The organism is Pseudoalteromonas sp. BZB3 (assembly GCF_040104455.1).
Classification (GTDB): Bacteria; Pseudomonadota; Gammaproteobacteria; order Enterobacterales; family Alteromonadaceae; genus Pseudoalteromonas.
Genome location: NZ_JBECOS010000009.1, coordinates 109,053 through 125,865, shown reverse-complemented (window position 1 = coordinate 125,865; position 16,813 = coordinate 109,053). Strand labels below are relative to the sequence as shown.

Sequence of the window (16,813 nt, the reverse complement as noted above, 5' to 3'; positions counted from 1 at the left end):
TTTCCTTATCAGGTACATTCTCGAGCATAAAAACATCTTCCTAAACAAAATGCAATCTACTGATTTATTTTGTTATTTCTAAATCCGTTCTAGACAAAGGCTCACCATTAAGAATAACCGTATCTATATGATTATATGCTTCGACACTCTGTAAAGGGCTGACATTCAGCAACAAGAAATTAGCCACTTTGCCCACTTCGACCGTGCCGTATTGTTTATCTAACGAAAATGCCTTGGCATTATTCAAAGTTGCCGCAGCAAGAATACTTGCCAAACTCATGCCTGCGTCATGCATATCTTTTAATTCCCAATAGGTTGCTAATCCCGGTTGTGATGCATAGGTCGGTGCAGGTGGTGTGTCGGTTGCCAGTGAAATAAGGCCTCCGTTTTGGTAGATGTAATTTAAAACGCGTTTACCAAGCTGTTGGTTAAATTCAAAGCGCGCTATTTTTTGCGCATCGCTCATATTACCCCAGCCTTTTTTCATTTCTCGTGCAAACCATTGCCCAGCTTCTGTTTGGTACCAAGCAACTTGTGCTTTTCGCAATACTGTTTTGTACTCCGGCTGAGTAATATGACCTTCACGCATCACATCGGTCAGTGAACGCATGACATTGAGTGTTGGTTGATAAACAACACCTGAGCGAATAATATCATCGGCGACAGCTTTTACTTTAGGTGGTAGCTCATCATTTACACCTTTTGTGCCTTCTCTGCTTTCTTCGAGCCAATTCCAATTACCATGCGCCATCACATCCACTTGATGATTCAACCCTAAACGCTGCATATCGGTGGCATTGGCATGGGCCATCATTTTTAAACCGTGTTTCTCACTGGCAAATTTGAGTTCATCAAGAGTTTTAGAAGCAATTAGTGGAATATCTGAGCGTTCGCCAAAACCATCCTCTAAATACACTTTGGTGCATATAGCGCCATCATCGGCCATGCGTTTTATTAATTGTCTAGGTGAATGACTTTCTAATATATGTTTTTCATGCAGGTGACTTGGATCGCCATGTTGATGCGCATAATATGGGCGCTTTTCATGTAGGTGTTCATAATTTATACCTTGCGCGTTATATCCTTGATAAACAGGCACAGCACCACAAAAAAAGCTTGTTGGTGCCACACCGTTACTTTGAAATAACGACATACTCTCTTTACTCGCACCAGGCTCAAGCACTTGAGTCACACCATAATATAAGTAATTTTTTCCCTGCCTTTGCTGGTATTGCAGCTGTAAACTTTCAAGCTCAGCAATCTCCTTTTCATTAAACTTGCTAAGCTCAAAGGGTAACCCAGGCATGCGATTTAGATGCACATGGGCGTCCATCAAACCGGGAATTAAAAACTTGCCGGTGCCATCAATCAAATTAGAGTCAGCGTCGTTCAAGGCTTTTGTCGATATGGTTTTAATTTTGTCATCTTGAATGCCGACCCAACGTTTATCTGCAACGCTGGCTTGGTATGGGTTAAGCGGCGAAATAACGGTAACGTTTTTGATGATGACATCAAATTCTTTCGCATTTAAAACGAAAGGTAATAGTAAGCTAGTTAGCATAAGTGTTTTCATGGTGACTCCTTTTTTGAAACTGGCGCCACCTTAAAAAAACACTGGGTTAATTACTTAAAAAGCATATAATTTTACCCTGAATTTTGTCTCAAAATAAAAATAAGCAAAGTTATCATAAAGATGGAAAAGACAGAGGCCCCTTTTATACTCGCCAATTGGTATGTAGAGCCACATTTGAACAAGCTAACTTTAGCCGAACAATCGTTAGAGTGCTCGCTGCCTCCTAAAGTTATGGCTTTATTGGTCTTGCTAACTCGTCATCAAAACACACCGCTGAGTTTAAATTTTATCGCCAAAGAAATTTGGCCCGATCGCGTGGTTACTGATAGCTCTATTTATCAGGCCGTTGCGCAGCTAAGAAAAACACTTCATCAAGATAAAACCATTACTGAAGCCATTGAACAGATTTCAGGAAAAGGTTACAGGCTCTCCCCTCATATTGAACTGAAGTTTAAGCGTGAAGAACAAAATTCATTGCCGCAAAACAGCTCAGAAACACAGGCGTTACAGCTATCGCCAGCAGAAAAAATAACGAAAAAGCATAAGTTAACGGCTTTCGCTGTATGTATTTTTGCGTTTATGGTTATCGTTTTTTGGTTTATGAACAACGGCTCAATCAAAGAAGAGTTACAAGCGCAGTTAAAAAACCAGCCAAATGAACAAACTTATTTTGAAGATTTAACCCTTGCAGATCATTTGGTCAAACAGCGTAAAGTTAGCGCAATTAACCAAGCGAGCAAACTCTATAAAACCATTTTGAATGAGAGCCCCAACAACGCTAATGCCCTGTTTGGTTTGTGTAACAGCGATTACCAATTGCTTGTTTACGGTCAGCACAGCCAAACGAAAACCTACGCAAGCTGTTTACCCTTGCTGCAAAAAGCCATAGAAATTGAACCTCATCATATTAATGCCATTGCACTACTTGGTGCGCTCCACCAGCAAAATGGTGACTTTGAAACAGCAAAAATCTATTTCGAACAAGGACGCTCTCTAGAGCAGAAAAGTAGTTTATTTCACCTTTTTTATGGTGATTTCTTACTGTCGCAACAGCAAACAACAGAGGCACTCACCTCACTGCAAACTGCGTTCAAGCTAAACCCAAATGACCCTGAAGTGCTTGTAAAATTAGCCTATGCCTATTTAGTTAAGCGCGATCGCCAAAAAGCGCAGCAATACTTTGAACGTGCCCGTTTAATCGCACCGAATCTGCGAAATGCGCCACTTTATGCGTTAGATTTCTACACGCTCACTAAACCTATTGCTGCGGACTATGAAGCTTGGTACGAACAATACAGTTATGACAATGAGAATAGTGAGTACAACAATAAATTTGCCCACTTTCAATTACAGCATGTGCTGTTTTTACTCAGCACAAACCAATTAGAAAATGCTGAGACTGTTTTTAAGCAAACAAATAAACAATATATTCCTAACGATTTTGTTTGGTATGTTGAAGCGGCAATTGCAGCTAAAGATAGGCGCTTAACTTCAGCACTCGAAAAGCTTGAGCAAAGGTATCAACTCGCTCCAGCATTAAATCGCTATGTAACCCCTTACATTCATGGACTGATAGCCAATAACAACTTTCAAATGGCGTTTAGTTTATTTACTAAACACTTTGCTGAATTTTCAAGTTTAACAACACCTGTTGAGCAGAACCTTGGGTTGTATCTTACTTATGCGCAAATTTTGCAAGGTTTAGAAATGGGTAATGCAGTGCATGAAAGTTCAGAAACAAATCAAACACTTGTAAAGCTCACACAGGACTTAGCACTATGGCGTGAACTCAACGGTGAGTTCAGCGACTTCAATGAAGTTAAGTGGCATGTCATTAAACAAGATGATGAAAACGTAAAATTAGCCGCGACTAAATTGCTCAAAAGCAACTGGTTACCTGACTACAATGACAATATGTTTACTGAACTATATCTAAAGAAACTGATTAGTAGTAAAGAATTGGAGCTTTCTGATCTATAACTTTAGCAAAAAAGAGCTTACAAAATTGTATGAATCAAAACTCAATAAATAAGATATGCTTAAAAGGTAATAGATTTCTTTCAGAGCGTTATGAATATCTTATTAGTTGAAGACGATTTAGATACTGCTGAATTTATCAGTAAGGGACTACAGCAACATGGCGAAATAGTTCAACACTGTGATAATGCTGAACAGGCCATGCTGTTAGCATCGTCAAGTGAATTTGATGTCATCATATTCGATAGATTACTGCCTAATATGGATGGCCTTGATGCCGTTCGCATCCTGCGAGCAAGCAAAGTTACCATTCCTATCATCATGCTTACGGCGCTCAGTGACACATCTGATAGAGTTGCAGGGTTAGATGCCGGCGCTGATGACTATTTAGTAAAGCCGTTTGCTTTTTCGGAGCTTTATGCTCGAGTTAAGGCACTCGCCCGGCGCCAACCTCTAAAAGAAAGTAGCCTTGAAATTTGCATTGGTGAACTCAAGCTTGAACGAACCACTCGGCAAGTATTCAGGGCAGGAAAAGAAATTGAACTCATGCCAAAAGAGTACCAAATCCTTGAGTTTATGATGCAAAACCCCGAGCAACTCATTACTAAAACCATGCTGTTAGAGCAAGTATGGGGGTTTAGCTTTGATCCGAAAACCAGCCTTGTTCAAACTCATGTGTCTAGACTTAGAAATAAAATAGATAAACCCTTTGCTTTCGATATGATCAAAACCGTACGTGGTTGTGGCTACTTATTGTCGAGGCAACTAGATGATGAATAAACATCAAATCGTGCAAACTTTAAAACTAAGCACATTGTCTTGGTTTGCATTACTTATTGTTTTATCTGCCTTCATCGAAATCTCGCTTTGGCTTGATAAGAACGAGCAAAAGAATGAGTTTGCTGAATATGCTGAAGAAATAGAGCATATCTATGAAGAGCAAGGCCCGCGTGCCATCTTAAAAGAGCTTGAGCTAACCCATAGACCTAAATGGACTGATGATGAAGCAAAAACACACCTATTAGAAGAAGGGTGGTTAGTTGCTGGCTTTAGAGACGGCAAACTTATGCTTGGCGCCGACATCGATTTACCCACAGCCGATACCCCAACTTGGTTCACTCTGAATTTAGAAGATGACGCCCCTACTCAAGTGCTCACCACCACCTTATATTTTAATGAGCATGCGTATGCTCACTTTTGGCAAAAACAAGAAGAAACACAAAGACTGAAAGGCATTTTTGCCTATGAATTACTTGCTTGGCTTATTCCCCTTAGCTGGCTTACCTTGTGTACTTTATTTGCCTTTATTACACGTCGAGATTCAAAACCAATTCAAGCGATTATTGGCCAGCTTGATGCCATTGCACAAGCCCCTGATTCGGCGAGAATTAAAGTAGATACCACAGACCCACAACGGCAAGCGCTTGGCCAATCAATCAATACCATGCTAGATGAAATTGTACACCTGCATAACAATATGAAAACCATGTCGGTCGGTATTGCCCATGATTTAAAAACCCCCTTATCTCGAGTATCAAACCGACTGCAATCTATGTATCAAGATATTGATGATGCACACGCGCTGCATTTTCACCTTGAGAAAGCCAATCAAGACCTCACTCATATCATCACTACCTTTAACAATTTAGTGCGATTGAATGCCATTGAGTCAGGCAAACATATTCAAGGCTTTAGCGTGTTTAATTTATCTGAGCTGGTCAATGAATTAGCCCTCAGTTACCAACCTGTATTTGAAGATAGCGGTCGCCAATTTGAGATATCAGTTGTCCCCAGTGTGCAATGCTATGGTGATAGAGATTTAATAAGCCAGTTGCTATGTAACTTACTTGAAAATGCACTTGAGTATGCAAACAACAATGCGCAGATTTGGATCAGATTACAAAGCCACACTCAAAGTGCTCTGCTACAGATTGGCGATGATGGACCAGGCATACCAGACAAAGACAAACATAAAGTCTTCGATAAGTTTTATCGCGCTGATATCAGTCGCTCTAAACCAGGAAATGGCTTAGGTCTTAGTATTGTTAAGGCAATTTGTGATGTCCATAACGCGCAATTATGCTTATTAGATAAGCAGCAAGGTGCTGTTTTTAATATTGAAATTCCTATGCCTTAAATTCATACAATTTTGTATGAAAGCCGTATTAGAACTGTAAAACACGCTCAGCGTTTTTAGCTCTACACTTAACTTATCGTTAAGTAACGAGAGAGAAACAATGACTAAACTAATTCAACTAAAATATCTCTGTGTTCTGATCTGCTTAAGCCTTGCGGGTTGTGGCTCTGGTGGTTCAGAATCAACCTCTCAGGCACCAGAACAAGTTGTCGATAATAGTAGTGGCTCAAGCTCCAACAACGACTCAGATGACAGTTCAGGGCAAGACAGCACTGATGATTCGAGTGATGACTCGAGCGAAGATTCGAGCGAAGATTCAGGCTCAGATAGTGACTCAGATCAGAATGATGATGCTGATAACGATGCAGATAATGACTCTGATGATCAAGATGCCGACGACAATACCGGTGACGACACAAGTGAAGAAAGCGATCTAACCTTTGCAACTGCTACCTCGACTTCTCGTTTTATTCAACATGCCACTTTTGGCGCAACACCGACCGATATCACTAATTTAACAGGTCAAAGTGCCTCTAAGTGGTTTAAAGATCAACTTCAGCTTCCACCGAGTTTAAAACTGCCTGTTGTTAATGAATATGCCCCGACTGAAATCAATGAGGACGATGAATTCGATGTACTTCATGTTGGTTCAACAACTATTGCATTTTGGCGACATGCTATCTCAGCTGATGACCAATTAAGACAGCGTATGGCCTTTGCCTTGTCGGAAATACTCGTTGTTTCAAATGCAGGTGGTGAAGAACTCACAGACATTCCAGAAGCAGTATCAAGCTATCAAGATATCCTAATCAATCATGCATTTGGTAATTACCGAACATTACTCGAGGCTGTCACCTACTCCCCATCGATGGGCTTTTACTTAACTTACATGGGCAACATGAAAGGCGATGAGACAACTGGCAGAGTCCCCGACGAAAACTACGCAAGAGAACTATTGCAACTTTTCACGCTCGGTGTGGTTGCTTTAAATCAAGATGGTACAGAGCAAGTAGATGACGATGGCAAACAAATTGAACTGTATAGTAATGAAGATATTACCGGTCTTGCTCGCGTTTTCACTGGCCTAGATCTTGATCTCGATACTGCTGAAGCAACACAAAGCCACGAGTTTGCGATCCCTATGGCGATTTACCCTGAATTACACTCAGAAAAAGAAAAATCATTTTTAGGAACGCAAATCGCTGCAGGTACGGGCGCTCAAGCGTCAATCACTCAAGCTCTGGATCATATTTTTAATCATCCAAATATGCCTCCTTTTGTTAGTAAGCAGCTTATTCAACGTTTGGTGTCATCGAACCCCTCTGCTGATTATGTAACTAGAGTAGCGACTGCTTTTTCTCAAGGTCAATTTACACTCCCCGATGGTTCAAATGTTGGCGATAAACAAAGAGGTGATTTAACCGCGACCTTAGCAGCCATTTTATTTGACCCAGAAGCCACAGGTGAGCCGAACAACAGTTCAGGTAAAATTAGAGAGCCGATTTTACGTTTTACACAGTGGGCACGCGCATTCGAAATCGAAAACGTCACACCTGAATTCCAAGAGATGCTTTGGGATACCAGCCCTGCAAGTATGTTAAGCCAACACCCTTACGCCTCAAAAAGCGTATTTAACTTTTTTAGACCCGGCTACGCAGCCCCCGGTACTGAAACAGCCGCCAATAGTTTGGTCGCTCCTGAGCTTCAGATCACCAATGCCACTTCTATCCCCGGATACACCAACTTTATGACCTTTTATATCGCAGGCCTTCAAGGAGATGTTGATGTAGAAGAGTTACAAGCCGACTTTGATGACAACAACATTCGACTGGATGCTCGCAATGCAGTGAATAGTTTTTTTACGGATTACGATAAAGAACTGGCATTAGCCAATGATGTTGATGCCCTGCTGGCACATTTAAATTTACTCCTCAGTGCAGAGCAGCTTTCAGCTAAAACGCTCGAGGATATAAAGCCTATTATCAGTAGCATCGAAGCAGACGATGAAGATGGTTATTTGCTGAGGGTAAAACTGGCCATTTTACTGGTTATGACATCACCTGATTACTTGGTTCAAAAATAGGAGCTTTCTCATGAATAGACGACATTTCTTAAAATTCAGTGGCGCTTCTATGATGGCAACATCTATGCTGCAATTAGGACAAGCACTTGCGAATACCGACGCTCAAGATGAAGATTATAAAGCACTGGTATGTGTTTTCTTATACGGCGGAATGGATAACCACGATACGCTTATTCCGTATGATACAGATAGCTACAACACATGGGCGAGCCACAGAAGTAGCTTATTAAGCCAATATACAACGAAACGCACCATAGCAAACCTCAACCCGATTAATACGCCCTCTCGATTTGGCACACGCAGTTTTGCGCTGGCTCCCGAGTTATCTGGCATGGCCAATTTATACCAGCAAGGCAAGTTGGCCATTGTTGGCAATGTAGGGCCACTGGTGGAGCCCATTTCGGCCGAGATGATTAAACAAAAAACCGCCAAACTACCAGCTCGACTATTCTCGCATAATGACCAACAATCAACTTGGTTATCAGGGCAGACAGAAGGTGCCCAATTTGGTTGGGGCGGGCTCATGAGCGATGCATTAGTAACGCAAGGGCTTGCTGAACAAACGCCATTTAATGCTATCTCGACCGATGAAGCGCCCTTATGGCTAACGGGAGAAAACACCTTCCCGTATAATGTTAGTGGCGGTGAAGCGGCAACAATCAGAGCATTAGAAGAATTCGATAATAATGCGCAATTAATAGCCCACTTTAGTGCGCAAAACCATAGCTCAAATAACTTGCTGCAAAAAGATTTGGCCAAGTTTATGAATGACTCTTATACGGCCAACGAGCAATTTAACAACGCCGTTGCAAACACTGAGGTGTCATTACCACAATTCCCTACCACACCTTTGGCTATGCAATTAGAGACGGTGAGTAAAAGTATTGCAACACGCACCGAGCTGGGCACCAAACGACAAATCTTTATCGTGGCAATGGGTGGCTTTGACACCCATTCAGGCCAAGCGCAAAGCTTACCCAATTTACAAAGCAACATAGACGGTGCACTTGTTGCCTTTAATAACGCCATGGAAAGCTTAAATTTAAGTAATAACGTCACGCTTTTCACCGCGTCTGATTTTGGTCGAACTTTAGCAATCAATGGTGATGGAACCGATCATGGTTGGGGTAGCCATCACTTCGTCATGGGAGGCGCTGTCAATGGTGGCACCATTTTTGGTGATGTGCCCGTATCTGAACTCGACCATGATTTTGATGCTGGAGGCGGCCGATTGATCCCCACAACATCCATTGAGCAATATGCGGCAAGTTTAGGACAGTGGTTAGGACTAAATGACACATCATTGAGCCAAGTATTTCCTAATTTATCTCAATTTAGTGAGCCATTATCTCTATTTAAATAGTGTTTAATGCTCATTGTCCCCTAGGGCGTGTTTATCTTTGAGGTATGAATTTTGTTCAAATCAAAGGCTTTCAGTACACGAAATGAGCTACGAAGCATAATGGGTTATGCAAGTGGCGAATGACAAAGTAGTGGAAGCTTTTGGTTGAACTCTTCGAGCAGCGCGAGTTGGTCATTTATTCGGCGTTATCGGCTGACTTACATAGAATAACTATGCGGGGCAACCCTTGCTACGCAGCCTCTTCCTGGCCTAAATACCCAACTCACTGCTGCAAAAACAAACAGCAAAGGTCAACACGCCCTAGTAAGCCCCGATTGTATGGGGCTTTTTTGTTTGGCTTATTTATCACAAATCGATAAGCTGTTTGTGATTCATCGCGTATAGTTGCACACACACCTAGAACGTTCCAAAATAAGTGTAGTATTTATAACAGGCCTATAAAAATGAAAAAGTTATTATTGGCAGCCTTGGTGTTAAGCGCCAACGTTTTTGCTGCCGACACCTTTGATGCACAAACAATTGAAGTAACCGAACAATTAAAAGAAAAGTCACTCAATAGCGAATTGGCTTACGATATTGTGGCAAGGCTAACCACCGAAGTTGGGCCGCGTATGGCGGGCACGCCTAAAGATCTCGAAGCTGTAGACTGGGCGATGAAAGAGCTAAAGCGTCTGGGCTTCGACAAAGTTTGGAAAGAACCTGCCAAATTTCCTGCTTGGTTGCGCTATTCTGAGTCTGCCGAAATTATTCTGCCGTCAAAGCAACCTATTCACATCACCGCGCTTGGTAACAGTGTCAGTACGCCAAAAGGTGGGACGCGCGCACCTATTGTCACCTTTGAAACCTTAGAAGAGCTAGAAGCAGCACCTAAAAATGCCGCAAAAGGTAAGATTGTCTTTATCAATTACCGTATGGACCGCAGCCTAGACGGCAACAGTTACGGCCCTGCTGTACAGGCGCGTAACCGAGGTGCCGTGGTTGCCAGCCAAAAAGGCGCGGTGGCATTTATGATGCGCTCGGTCAGTACTGCCAAACACCGTTTTGCACACACTGGCGGTAACCATTATAAAGATGGTATCAAGGCCATTCCTGCTGTCGCACTGGCAAACCCAGATGCCGACCAAATTGAACGTTTATTGCAACTGGGTCATAAAGTTGAAGTTAATTTAAACGTACAAGCTGAATCAAAAGGCATGGGCACTTCTTACAATGTCATTGGTGAATTTACCGGCACAGAAAAGCCAAACGAATACGTGCTGTTAGGCGCGCATTTAGATTCATGGGATTTAGGCACTGGCGCACTTGATGATGGTGCGGGTGTGGCAATTATCACGGCTGCTGCAAAGCATATTAGCGAGCTAACAAAGACCAAGCGCAGTGTGCGCGTGGTGTTATTTGCCGCTGAAGAGCAAGGTCTTTGGGGGGCGAAAGCTTATGTGAAGATGCATCAAAACGAGCTTGGCAATATTGTTGCGGCGGCGGAATCTGACTTTGGAGCAGACCTTATCTATGCAGTTGAATCGCGCGTTGCTTCAAACTCATTACCGACAGTACGTGCCATTGCTAAGCATTTAAAAGACTTAGGGGTTAAATACGATGCGCGTAACAACGCTTTTGGTGGCCCTGATCTAATTCCATTTAAAGACTCTAAAGTCGTGCCTATTTTCTCTCTACATCAAGATGGTACTGACTATTTTGACTTCCACCACACTGCTGATGACACGTTAGATAAAATCGACCCTGCAAAGTTAAACCAGAACGTAGCAGTTTACGCTGTATTTGCGTATCTTGCAGCGCAAAGCCCAACTAAAATGATAGGCAAGTAAGTTTACGTATTTAACCTGAGCTCAGATTATTTAAGGAGAAACACCCAGTTTCTCTTTTTCTTCACCCATCTTCGCCAGATTTAAAAACCATACGTCCCACTTCCCCATCTGACAAGGCGAAAATAGTGACAAATTTATACAACTCACCGTATAATAGCGCCCCTTTTTAAAGCCTGTTTTTATCAGAGCTTTTGCTATTTTAATCTCGTTTCGGTAATTGAGTTGTTTTAAGGTCGGGTCATTAATGAATCAAGCTGTACTTATCACTAAACATGATAAAGCTAAGTGCATCGCAAATGCACTCGCGCCGCTTGGCTTTGATGTGGTTGAAAGCAATGCGTTTGACACCGATAGCTTAGGCACATTCGCAGGCGACATTGAACGTACGCTCAGCCCTAAAGAAGCGGCTTTAAAAAAAGCGAGAATGGCGTGTGAGTTGCTCGGTGCCGAATTTGGTTTGGGCAGCGAAGGGAGTTTTGGCAATGGTCCTTACCCGGGCATTGTTAACTGGAATGACGAGATTTTATGTTTTTATGAACGTGCAACTGGGCAAGCAATTTATGCAACCGCTTCAGGGCCTTTTGCAATCTCGAGTATTCAAGTCAACAGTGAGACTTGTCGCGATGCCTTATTAAAAAAGCTCAATCATTTTCAAAGCCAGCGTTGGTTACTGAAATTTTATGAGCGAGTCATAAAAGGGTTAAGCAGCGAAACCTTGATTGAAACTTTAGCTGACAAGCAATTAACCGAAGCGTTAATTGAGCCAGATTTACGCGCTATGCATTGCCCGCTTCGCCAGCAAATGATCAGTAAAGCTGCCGACGATTTAGCAAACAGGCTCAGTGCCATTTGCCCTAAGTGCAATGCCAAAAATTTTGTTGTAAAAGAAGCCATTGCAGGTTTGCCTTGTGAACAATGCGGCCTTGCAACACAACAAATTAAGCAGCATAAATATCACTGTGAATGCTGTGACCATACTGAATTAAAAAATACCGAACAAACCGCTGCCGATCCCTATTATTGTCAGCTCTGTAATCCTTAAGGTTTACCTATGAATGAATTTGAAACACTCGAGCTTCTAACTGGAGACGAAGGGATCGCCCAAGCCGTTAAGCTGCTTAAACAAGGTGAATGTGTCGCCCTACCGACTGAAACCGTGTACGGCCTTGCCGCGGATGCAACGCAGCCAGAAGCCGTGGCAAAAATATTTTCAGCAAAAGGTCGCCCATCAAATCACCCGTTAATCGTGCACATTCCCGATGAAACACATATTGCTCGTTGGGCAGACTCTAAGCCTGCGGATCTACAAAAACTCGCAGACGCATTTTGGCCGGGGCCATTAACGGTTATTTTAAACACCAAAGCTGGGCTGAATAACCCAGTAACCGGTGGAAAAGACACCATTGCACTGCGCGTGCCTTCTCACCCATTGTTTTTAAAAGTGTTAATTGATTTAGACACAGGATTAGCTGCACCTTCGGCAAATCGTTATAAGCAATTAAGCCCAACAGTGCCTGAACAAGTGGTTGAGCAATTAACGGGTCGTATTCCGGCGGTTCTAGAAGGTGGCGCGTGTGAGCATGGTCTTGAATCGACCATTTTAGATTTAACATCAGATGAACTAAGAGTTTTACGTGCAGGTCCAATTTCAGCCGCTGAGATTGAGCAATGTTTAGGTAAATCGGTCACAACGCCAATGGAGCATAACGAAGCAGTGCCAGGTAACGTAAAAGCCCACTACCAACCAAATGCACCGGTGACTTTAGTAAAAACAGCTGAGCTGACTCAAGCCATTCAAAATGAAGGCAACAAAAACATCGCGGTACTTGCCTACTCAGAGCAGGTTTTAGCCGAGCTTTATAGACTCGGTTTACAGCCAGAATTCATCAAACAGATTGCTAGTGATGCAGCAGGTTACGGTAAAGGTCTTTATTACGACTTATACTGTTTAGATAAACTGACACCGGCTAAAATCTTTGTTGAAACACCTCCTGTGAGCGACGACTGGCAGGCAGTTAACAACCGTCTTTCTCGCGCGGCTTCTTTTGAGTTTATTCCTGAGTAGCTAAGCATTAATGCAAAAAAGCCCAGTTTAAAAATCAACTGGGCTTTACTCACTTTTATATCTATTTAGACCGTTACGACAACTTTACCCATCGCCTTACCACTGCCTAGTCGAGCGTGAGCCTCACCGGCTTGGTCTAAACTAAAGACTTGTTCATCAACAACCGGCTTTAACTTACCCTCATCCACTATTTTTGCCAATGACGACAATATTTCACCATGAACTGCACGCTTATGGTTATGTAGCATGGGGATCAACATAAATACCACATGTAAGGAAAGTCCTTTAAAATGCGCCAAGCTGAGATCGAGTTCAAGTAAAGAAACGGTCGTTACCACTTGACCATTCAAAGCCGCAGCTTCAAATGAGTTGAGCATGTTCACACCAGCGACTGAGTCATAAACAACATCAAAACCTTGACCATCAGTATATTTAGCAACATAAGCTTCAACCGTGTCATTTCGGTAATTTATACCTGTGGCTCCCAGAGACTCTATTAAAGCTAACTGCGCATCACCGCCTCCGGTAGAGTAAACATCAGCGCCAAAATAGTTTGCAAGCTGCAAGGCTACATGTCCGACACCACCCGAGCCACCATGCACTAATACTTTCTGACCTTGTTGTATACCAGCTCTTGTAAGGCCCTCAAATGCTGTGATCCCAACGAGCGGCAAAGCAGCAGCCTCTCTCATAGAAATGGATTTAGGCTTTAATGCGATCAAGTTTGCATCTGCGAGCATATATTCAGCCAATGACCCCTGTAAATCGGCCAAACCACCAGCACAACCATACACTTCATCACCCACTTTGAACCCAGTTACCCCCTCGCCAACTTCGGTAATTGTGCCAGCAAAGTCCATACCCAATACTGCTGGAAGCGCCGGAGATAACGGCAGTGCATCCCCCATCTCTCTGATCATCATGTCGACTGTATTTACACTGGTTGCTGCGACCTTTAAAACAACATGACCAGACTTTGCCTGAGGCGTTGAAACCTCTTTCATTTGAAAAACGTCTGAACCACCAAATTGCTCAATAACCATTGCTTGCATAATTTTATCCTCTGTTGCGATGAAACCAGTTTACTTGCTGGACAAAGAATTGATAATGCCGATATATTTGAAATCAGTTTCAATATTTTATTGATAATCGAACGCCAAACTTAGCAGGTAAAAATTTGAACATTGAGCATTTAAAGTTATTCATTCGCATTGCAGCCTGTCACAACATCAGCTTGGCAGGTAAAGAATTGGGCTTATCTCCTGCCGTTGCCAGTAGTCATATTAATAAACTTGAAGAAAACTTAGGTGTGCGTTTAATTCATCGCACCACAAGAAAAGTATCATTGACTGAAGACGGCGTCGCATTTTTGCCTCATGCTCAGGAGGTACTAAGTAGTGTTGATGTGGCATTTGCTTCCGTTGGCTTTGGTAATATGACCCCTTCAAGTAGAATGCGTATTACTGCACCTGCTTCTTTTGGGCGAATGCACCTGATCCCTGCTCTGAATGGGTTTATGGCCCAGTACCCTGATTTGAATTTAGACTTGCGGTTAAGCGATAGCATTGTTGATATGGTTGAGGGTGGGTTTGATGTGGCTATCCGCAATGCCGCTTTAAATGATTCAAGTCTGATCGCTCGTAAGATTGCACAAGACACTCGCCTTGTCTGCGCATCTCCCGGTTATATACAAAAACATGGCATTCCGACCCAACCGAGTGACTTACTTAATCATCAATGTATCGATCTTATGGGCCTAGATACTTGGACTTTTCAAACTAACGAAGGGCATCAATCAATTAAAATCAAACATTTCTTGCGTGCAGATAATGGCGAAGCAATTCGTGATGCTGCAATCAATGGATTAGGCCTGACTATTTGTTCACAGTGGTGTGCTTACAAGGCAATTCAAGCCAAACAGCTTGTCCCTGTGCTCACCAATACACCGCTGATCAGTAATACCTCAATTTGGGCGGTTTATCCTAGTTCTAGATTACTCCCACCCAAAGTGCGTGTTTTCATAGATTATTTAAAAACACATTTTGGAGAAACACCATACTGGGAATTAACCTAATGAAATTTGAAGGGCTTTTATTGGAAATATTGTGATTCCTTTTCTAAGCTAGGAACTAGTTTATTTTATAAGCATGCAAGGATGTGTTCATGCCGTCAACTAACAAGTGGCGTTTCTCGATTCGGTTTACGCTCTTTTCTATATTTGTCATTGCCACCACATTAACTGCAGGCATTGCCATTTTACTGCAATATCACTTTTCTACTCAACAGGCTAAACAGAGCGCCTTTGAGCAGTTTCAAATGTCATCTGAATATACACGGGATTATTTAGCTGCCATCGATCATCAAGCCACAGAATTAACTGAAAAAAGAAGATTTATCTATCCCTGAACGCATCCTTGTTGTGGCTGATATTTTTGAAGCCTTAACCGCTTCAGATAGACCTTACAAGAAAGCGAAAACCTTATCAGAATCACTAAAAATTATGCAGTTTATGGTGAAAGACCAGCACATAGACTCAGATGTTTTTGAGCTATTTTTAACCTCAGGTGTGTATTTGGACTATGCAAAGCAACATCTCGCCCCTTCGCAAATTGACGAGGTTGATATTGATAGCTTGATTGGCAAGGAAAAAGTAGCTTAATCTGGTCGAGTATTATTGTATTTTGACATTTTGGTGTAGTGTCAAAATACAAATAGATTCTCAAATTTATTTTCACCCCTTTTCCAGCTTTGAATCGTTATACAAGAATAATGATAATTTCTAGGAAGAATTTAATGTCAAAATTTGCGCACCGAATAAAATCAAATAAGGTTTTTTTTACTTTTTCAATCATATTATGTATCTATATCTTGCTTCGCCTTGTTGCATTTATTCAGCACCAAACAATTAAGCTACCTGGGCAATACTTCTCGTATCAAAACAAACAAGTTAGGTATTTATGCAAAGGTGATAACGCGCCTTTTGTTTTCTTCGAAACTGGATTTGCAGCTGACTCAGAACAAAGCTGGGACACTATCACAAAAGCCTTACCCAATAACTTTACTAGCTGTTATTACGACCGGCTGGGTCATGGTGGTAGTGATAATGTGCCTGTTAATTTTGCAACAAATGAAAAGTCAGCACTGCAAACCGCACTAATAAGGCATATAGCTGGCAATGAGCCTGTTGTTTTAGTCGCACATTCTTATGGTGGTATTATTTCTAGAAGAACAACAGCAAAAAATGAGATTAACTTGGCTGCACTCATTCTTTTAGACTCTGCCCATGAATATCAGCATGAGATTATGCGAGGAAAATTCGATCCAATTCCCGATTCGGTTAAAAACTTACAGTATCTCAATGCTGCATTAGGGTTATCTGATATAAAAAATATTTTCAAACATTATGACGCACCAATGCAAAAACGACTTGACCAATATTACGGCAGCTTCAGATTTGCGCATGTCCTTTCAAGCTATCGACATGAAAAAGGGTTTTATACGCCTTTAGAAACGTTCAATTATGACTTTGGCAATTTAAAAATGCTGGTAATCAGTCACGACAAACAAGCTTATGCAAATAACCCACGATTTTTTAGCATGACTGAACAATGGCAAGACATGCAACAAAGCATCGCTGCGCTTTCTAACAATTCTGAGCACATCATAGCAACAGGTGCGACTCATAATATTCCAGAAGATGCGCCCGACTTGGTCATCAAGAAGATACGCGAAACTGTTGAGTTAGCGAGGAACCAGAGCATTAACAGCCTATGATGTTTGAAATGTTTG

General features: G+C 42.0%; 13 protein-coding genes and 1 pseudogene. 12 read left to right on the top strand and 2 right to left on the bottom strand.

Translation table 11 applies throughout. The annotated features are described in order from the left end of the window. Positions 1–64: 64 nt before the first annotated feature. Positions 65–1,573, bottom strand: a complete 1,509-nt coding sequence (locus ABMY35_RS08770) for an amidohydrolase family protein (protein WP_349285857.1) — start codon at positions 1,571–1,573, stop codon at positions 65–67. 120 nt (positions 1,574–1,693) lie between these two features. Between ABMY35_RS08770 and ABMY35_RS08765 the strand changes: the two genes are divergently transcribed. The 8 genes from ABMY35_RS08765 (at position 1,694) to ABMY35_RS08730 (ending at position 13,024) form a co-directional block, all read left to right on the top strand. Beyond that, the gene (locus tag ABMY35_RS08765; protein WP_349285856.1) at positions 1,694–3,553 is read left to right on the top strand and encodes a tetratricopeptide repeat protein; all 1,860 of its coding nucleotides are present in this window, start codon (positions 1,694–1,696) and stop codon (positions 3,551–3,553) included. Positions 3,554–3,643: 90 nt separating this feature from the next. Further along, positions 3,644–4,330 (top strand): response regulator transcription factor, encoded by a 687-nt coding sequence (locus ABMY35_RS08760; protein ID WP_349285855.1) that lies wholly within the window; start codon positions 3,644–3,646, stop codon positions 4,328–4,330. Continuing rightward, complete coding sequence (locus ABMY35_RS08755) at positions 4,320–5,687, top strand: HAMP domain-containing sensor histidine kinase (RefSeq protein ID WP_349285854.1); 1,368 nt, start codon at positions 4,320–4,322, stop codon at positions 5,685–5,687. Before ABMY35_RS08760 ends, ABMY35_RS08755 begins: the two co-directional genes overlap by 11 nt. Positions 5,688–5,787: 100 nt before the next feature. After that, the gene (locus ABMY35_RS08750) at positions 5,788–7,770 is read left to right on the top strand and encodes a DUF1800 family protein (protein WP_349285853.1); all 1,983 of its coding nucleotides are present in this window, start codon (positions 5,788–5,790) and stop codon (positions 7,768–7,770) included. 10 nt (positions 7,771–7,780) lie between these two features. Further along, the gene (locus ABMY35_RS08745) at positions 7,781–9,133 is read left to right on the top strand and encodes a DUF1501 domain-containing protein (protein WP_349285852.1); all 1,353 of its coding nucleotides are present in this window, start codon (positions 7,781–7,783) and stop codon (positions 9,131–9,133) included. A gap of 443 nt (positions 9,134–9,576) precedes the next feature. Continuing rightward, positions 9,577–10,959: a M20/M25/M40 family metallo-hydrolase gene (locus ABMY35_RS08740; protein WP_349285851.1), complete on the top strand. Its 1,383-nt coding sequence runs from the start codon at positions 9,577–9,579 to the stop codon at positions 10,957–10,959. 244 nt (positions 10,960–11,203) lie between these two features. Next, positions 11,204–12,001 (top strand): DUF6671 family protein, encoded by a 798-nt coding sequence (locus ABMY35_RS08735; protein WP_349285850.1) that lies wholly within the window; start codon positions 11,204–11,206, stop codon positions 11,999–12,001. Between the two features lie 9 nt (positions 12,002–12,010). Further along, the gene (locus ABMY35_RS08730) at positions 12,011–13,024 is read left to right on the top strand and encodes an L-threonylcarbamoyladenylate synthase (protein ID WP_349285849.1); all 1,014 of its coding nucleotides are present in this window, start codon (positions 12,011–12,013) and stop codon (positions 13,022–13,024) included. Positions 13,025–13,089: 65 nt separating this feature from the next. On the opposite strand, the gene ABMY35_RS08725 is transcribed toward ABMY35_RS08730, so the two are convergent. Further along, complete coding sequence (locus ABMY35_RS08725; RefSeq protein WP_349285848.1) at positions 13,090–14,076, bottom strand: zinc-dependent alcohol dehydrogenase family protein; 987 nt, start codon at positions 14,074–14,076, stop codon at positions 13,090–13,092. A 125-nt stretch (positions 14,077–14,201) separates the two neighbouring features. Between ABMY35_RS08725 and ABMY35_RS08720 the strand changes: the two genes are divergently transcribed. The 4 genes and pseudogenes from ABMY35_RS08720 to ABMY35_RS08705 all read left to right on the top strand — a co-directional run bounded on the left by ABMY35_RS08720 (position 14,202) and on the right by ABMY35_RS08705 (position 16,798). Continuing rightward, the gene (locus ABMY35_RS08720; protein WP_349285847.1) at positions 14,202–15,098 is read left to right on the top strand and encodes a LysR family transcriptional regulator; all 897 of its coding nucleotides are present in this window, start codon (positions 14,202–14,204) and stop codon (positions 15,096–15,098) included. An 89-nt stretch (positions 15,099–15,187) separates the two neighbouring features. Then, a complete protein-coding gene (locus ABMY35_RS08715) occupies positions 15,188–15,430 on the top strand; it encodes a hypothetical protein (RefSeq protein ID WP_349285846.1) in 243 nt (80 codons plus the stop codon). Then, positions 15,411–15,683, top strand: a pseudogene (locus tag ABMY35_RS08710) (HD domain-containing phosphohydrolase); the annotation flags it as partial. The gene ABMY35_RS08715 and the pseudogene ABMY35_RS08710, both read left to right, overlap by 20 nt. A gap of 134 nt (positions 15,684–15,817) precedes the next feature. Next, entirely contained in the window at positions 15,818–16,798 is a 981-nt protein-coding gene (locus ABMY35_RS08705) for an alpha/beta hydrolase (protein ID WP_349285845.1), read from the top strand. Positions 16,799–16,813: the final 15 nt, after the last annotated feature.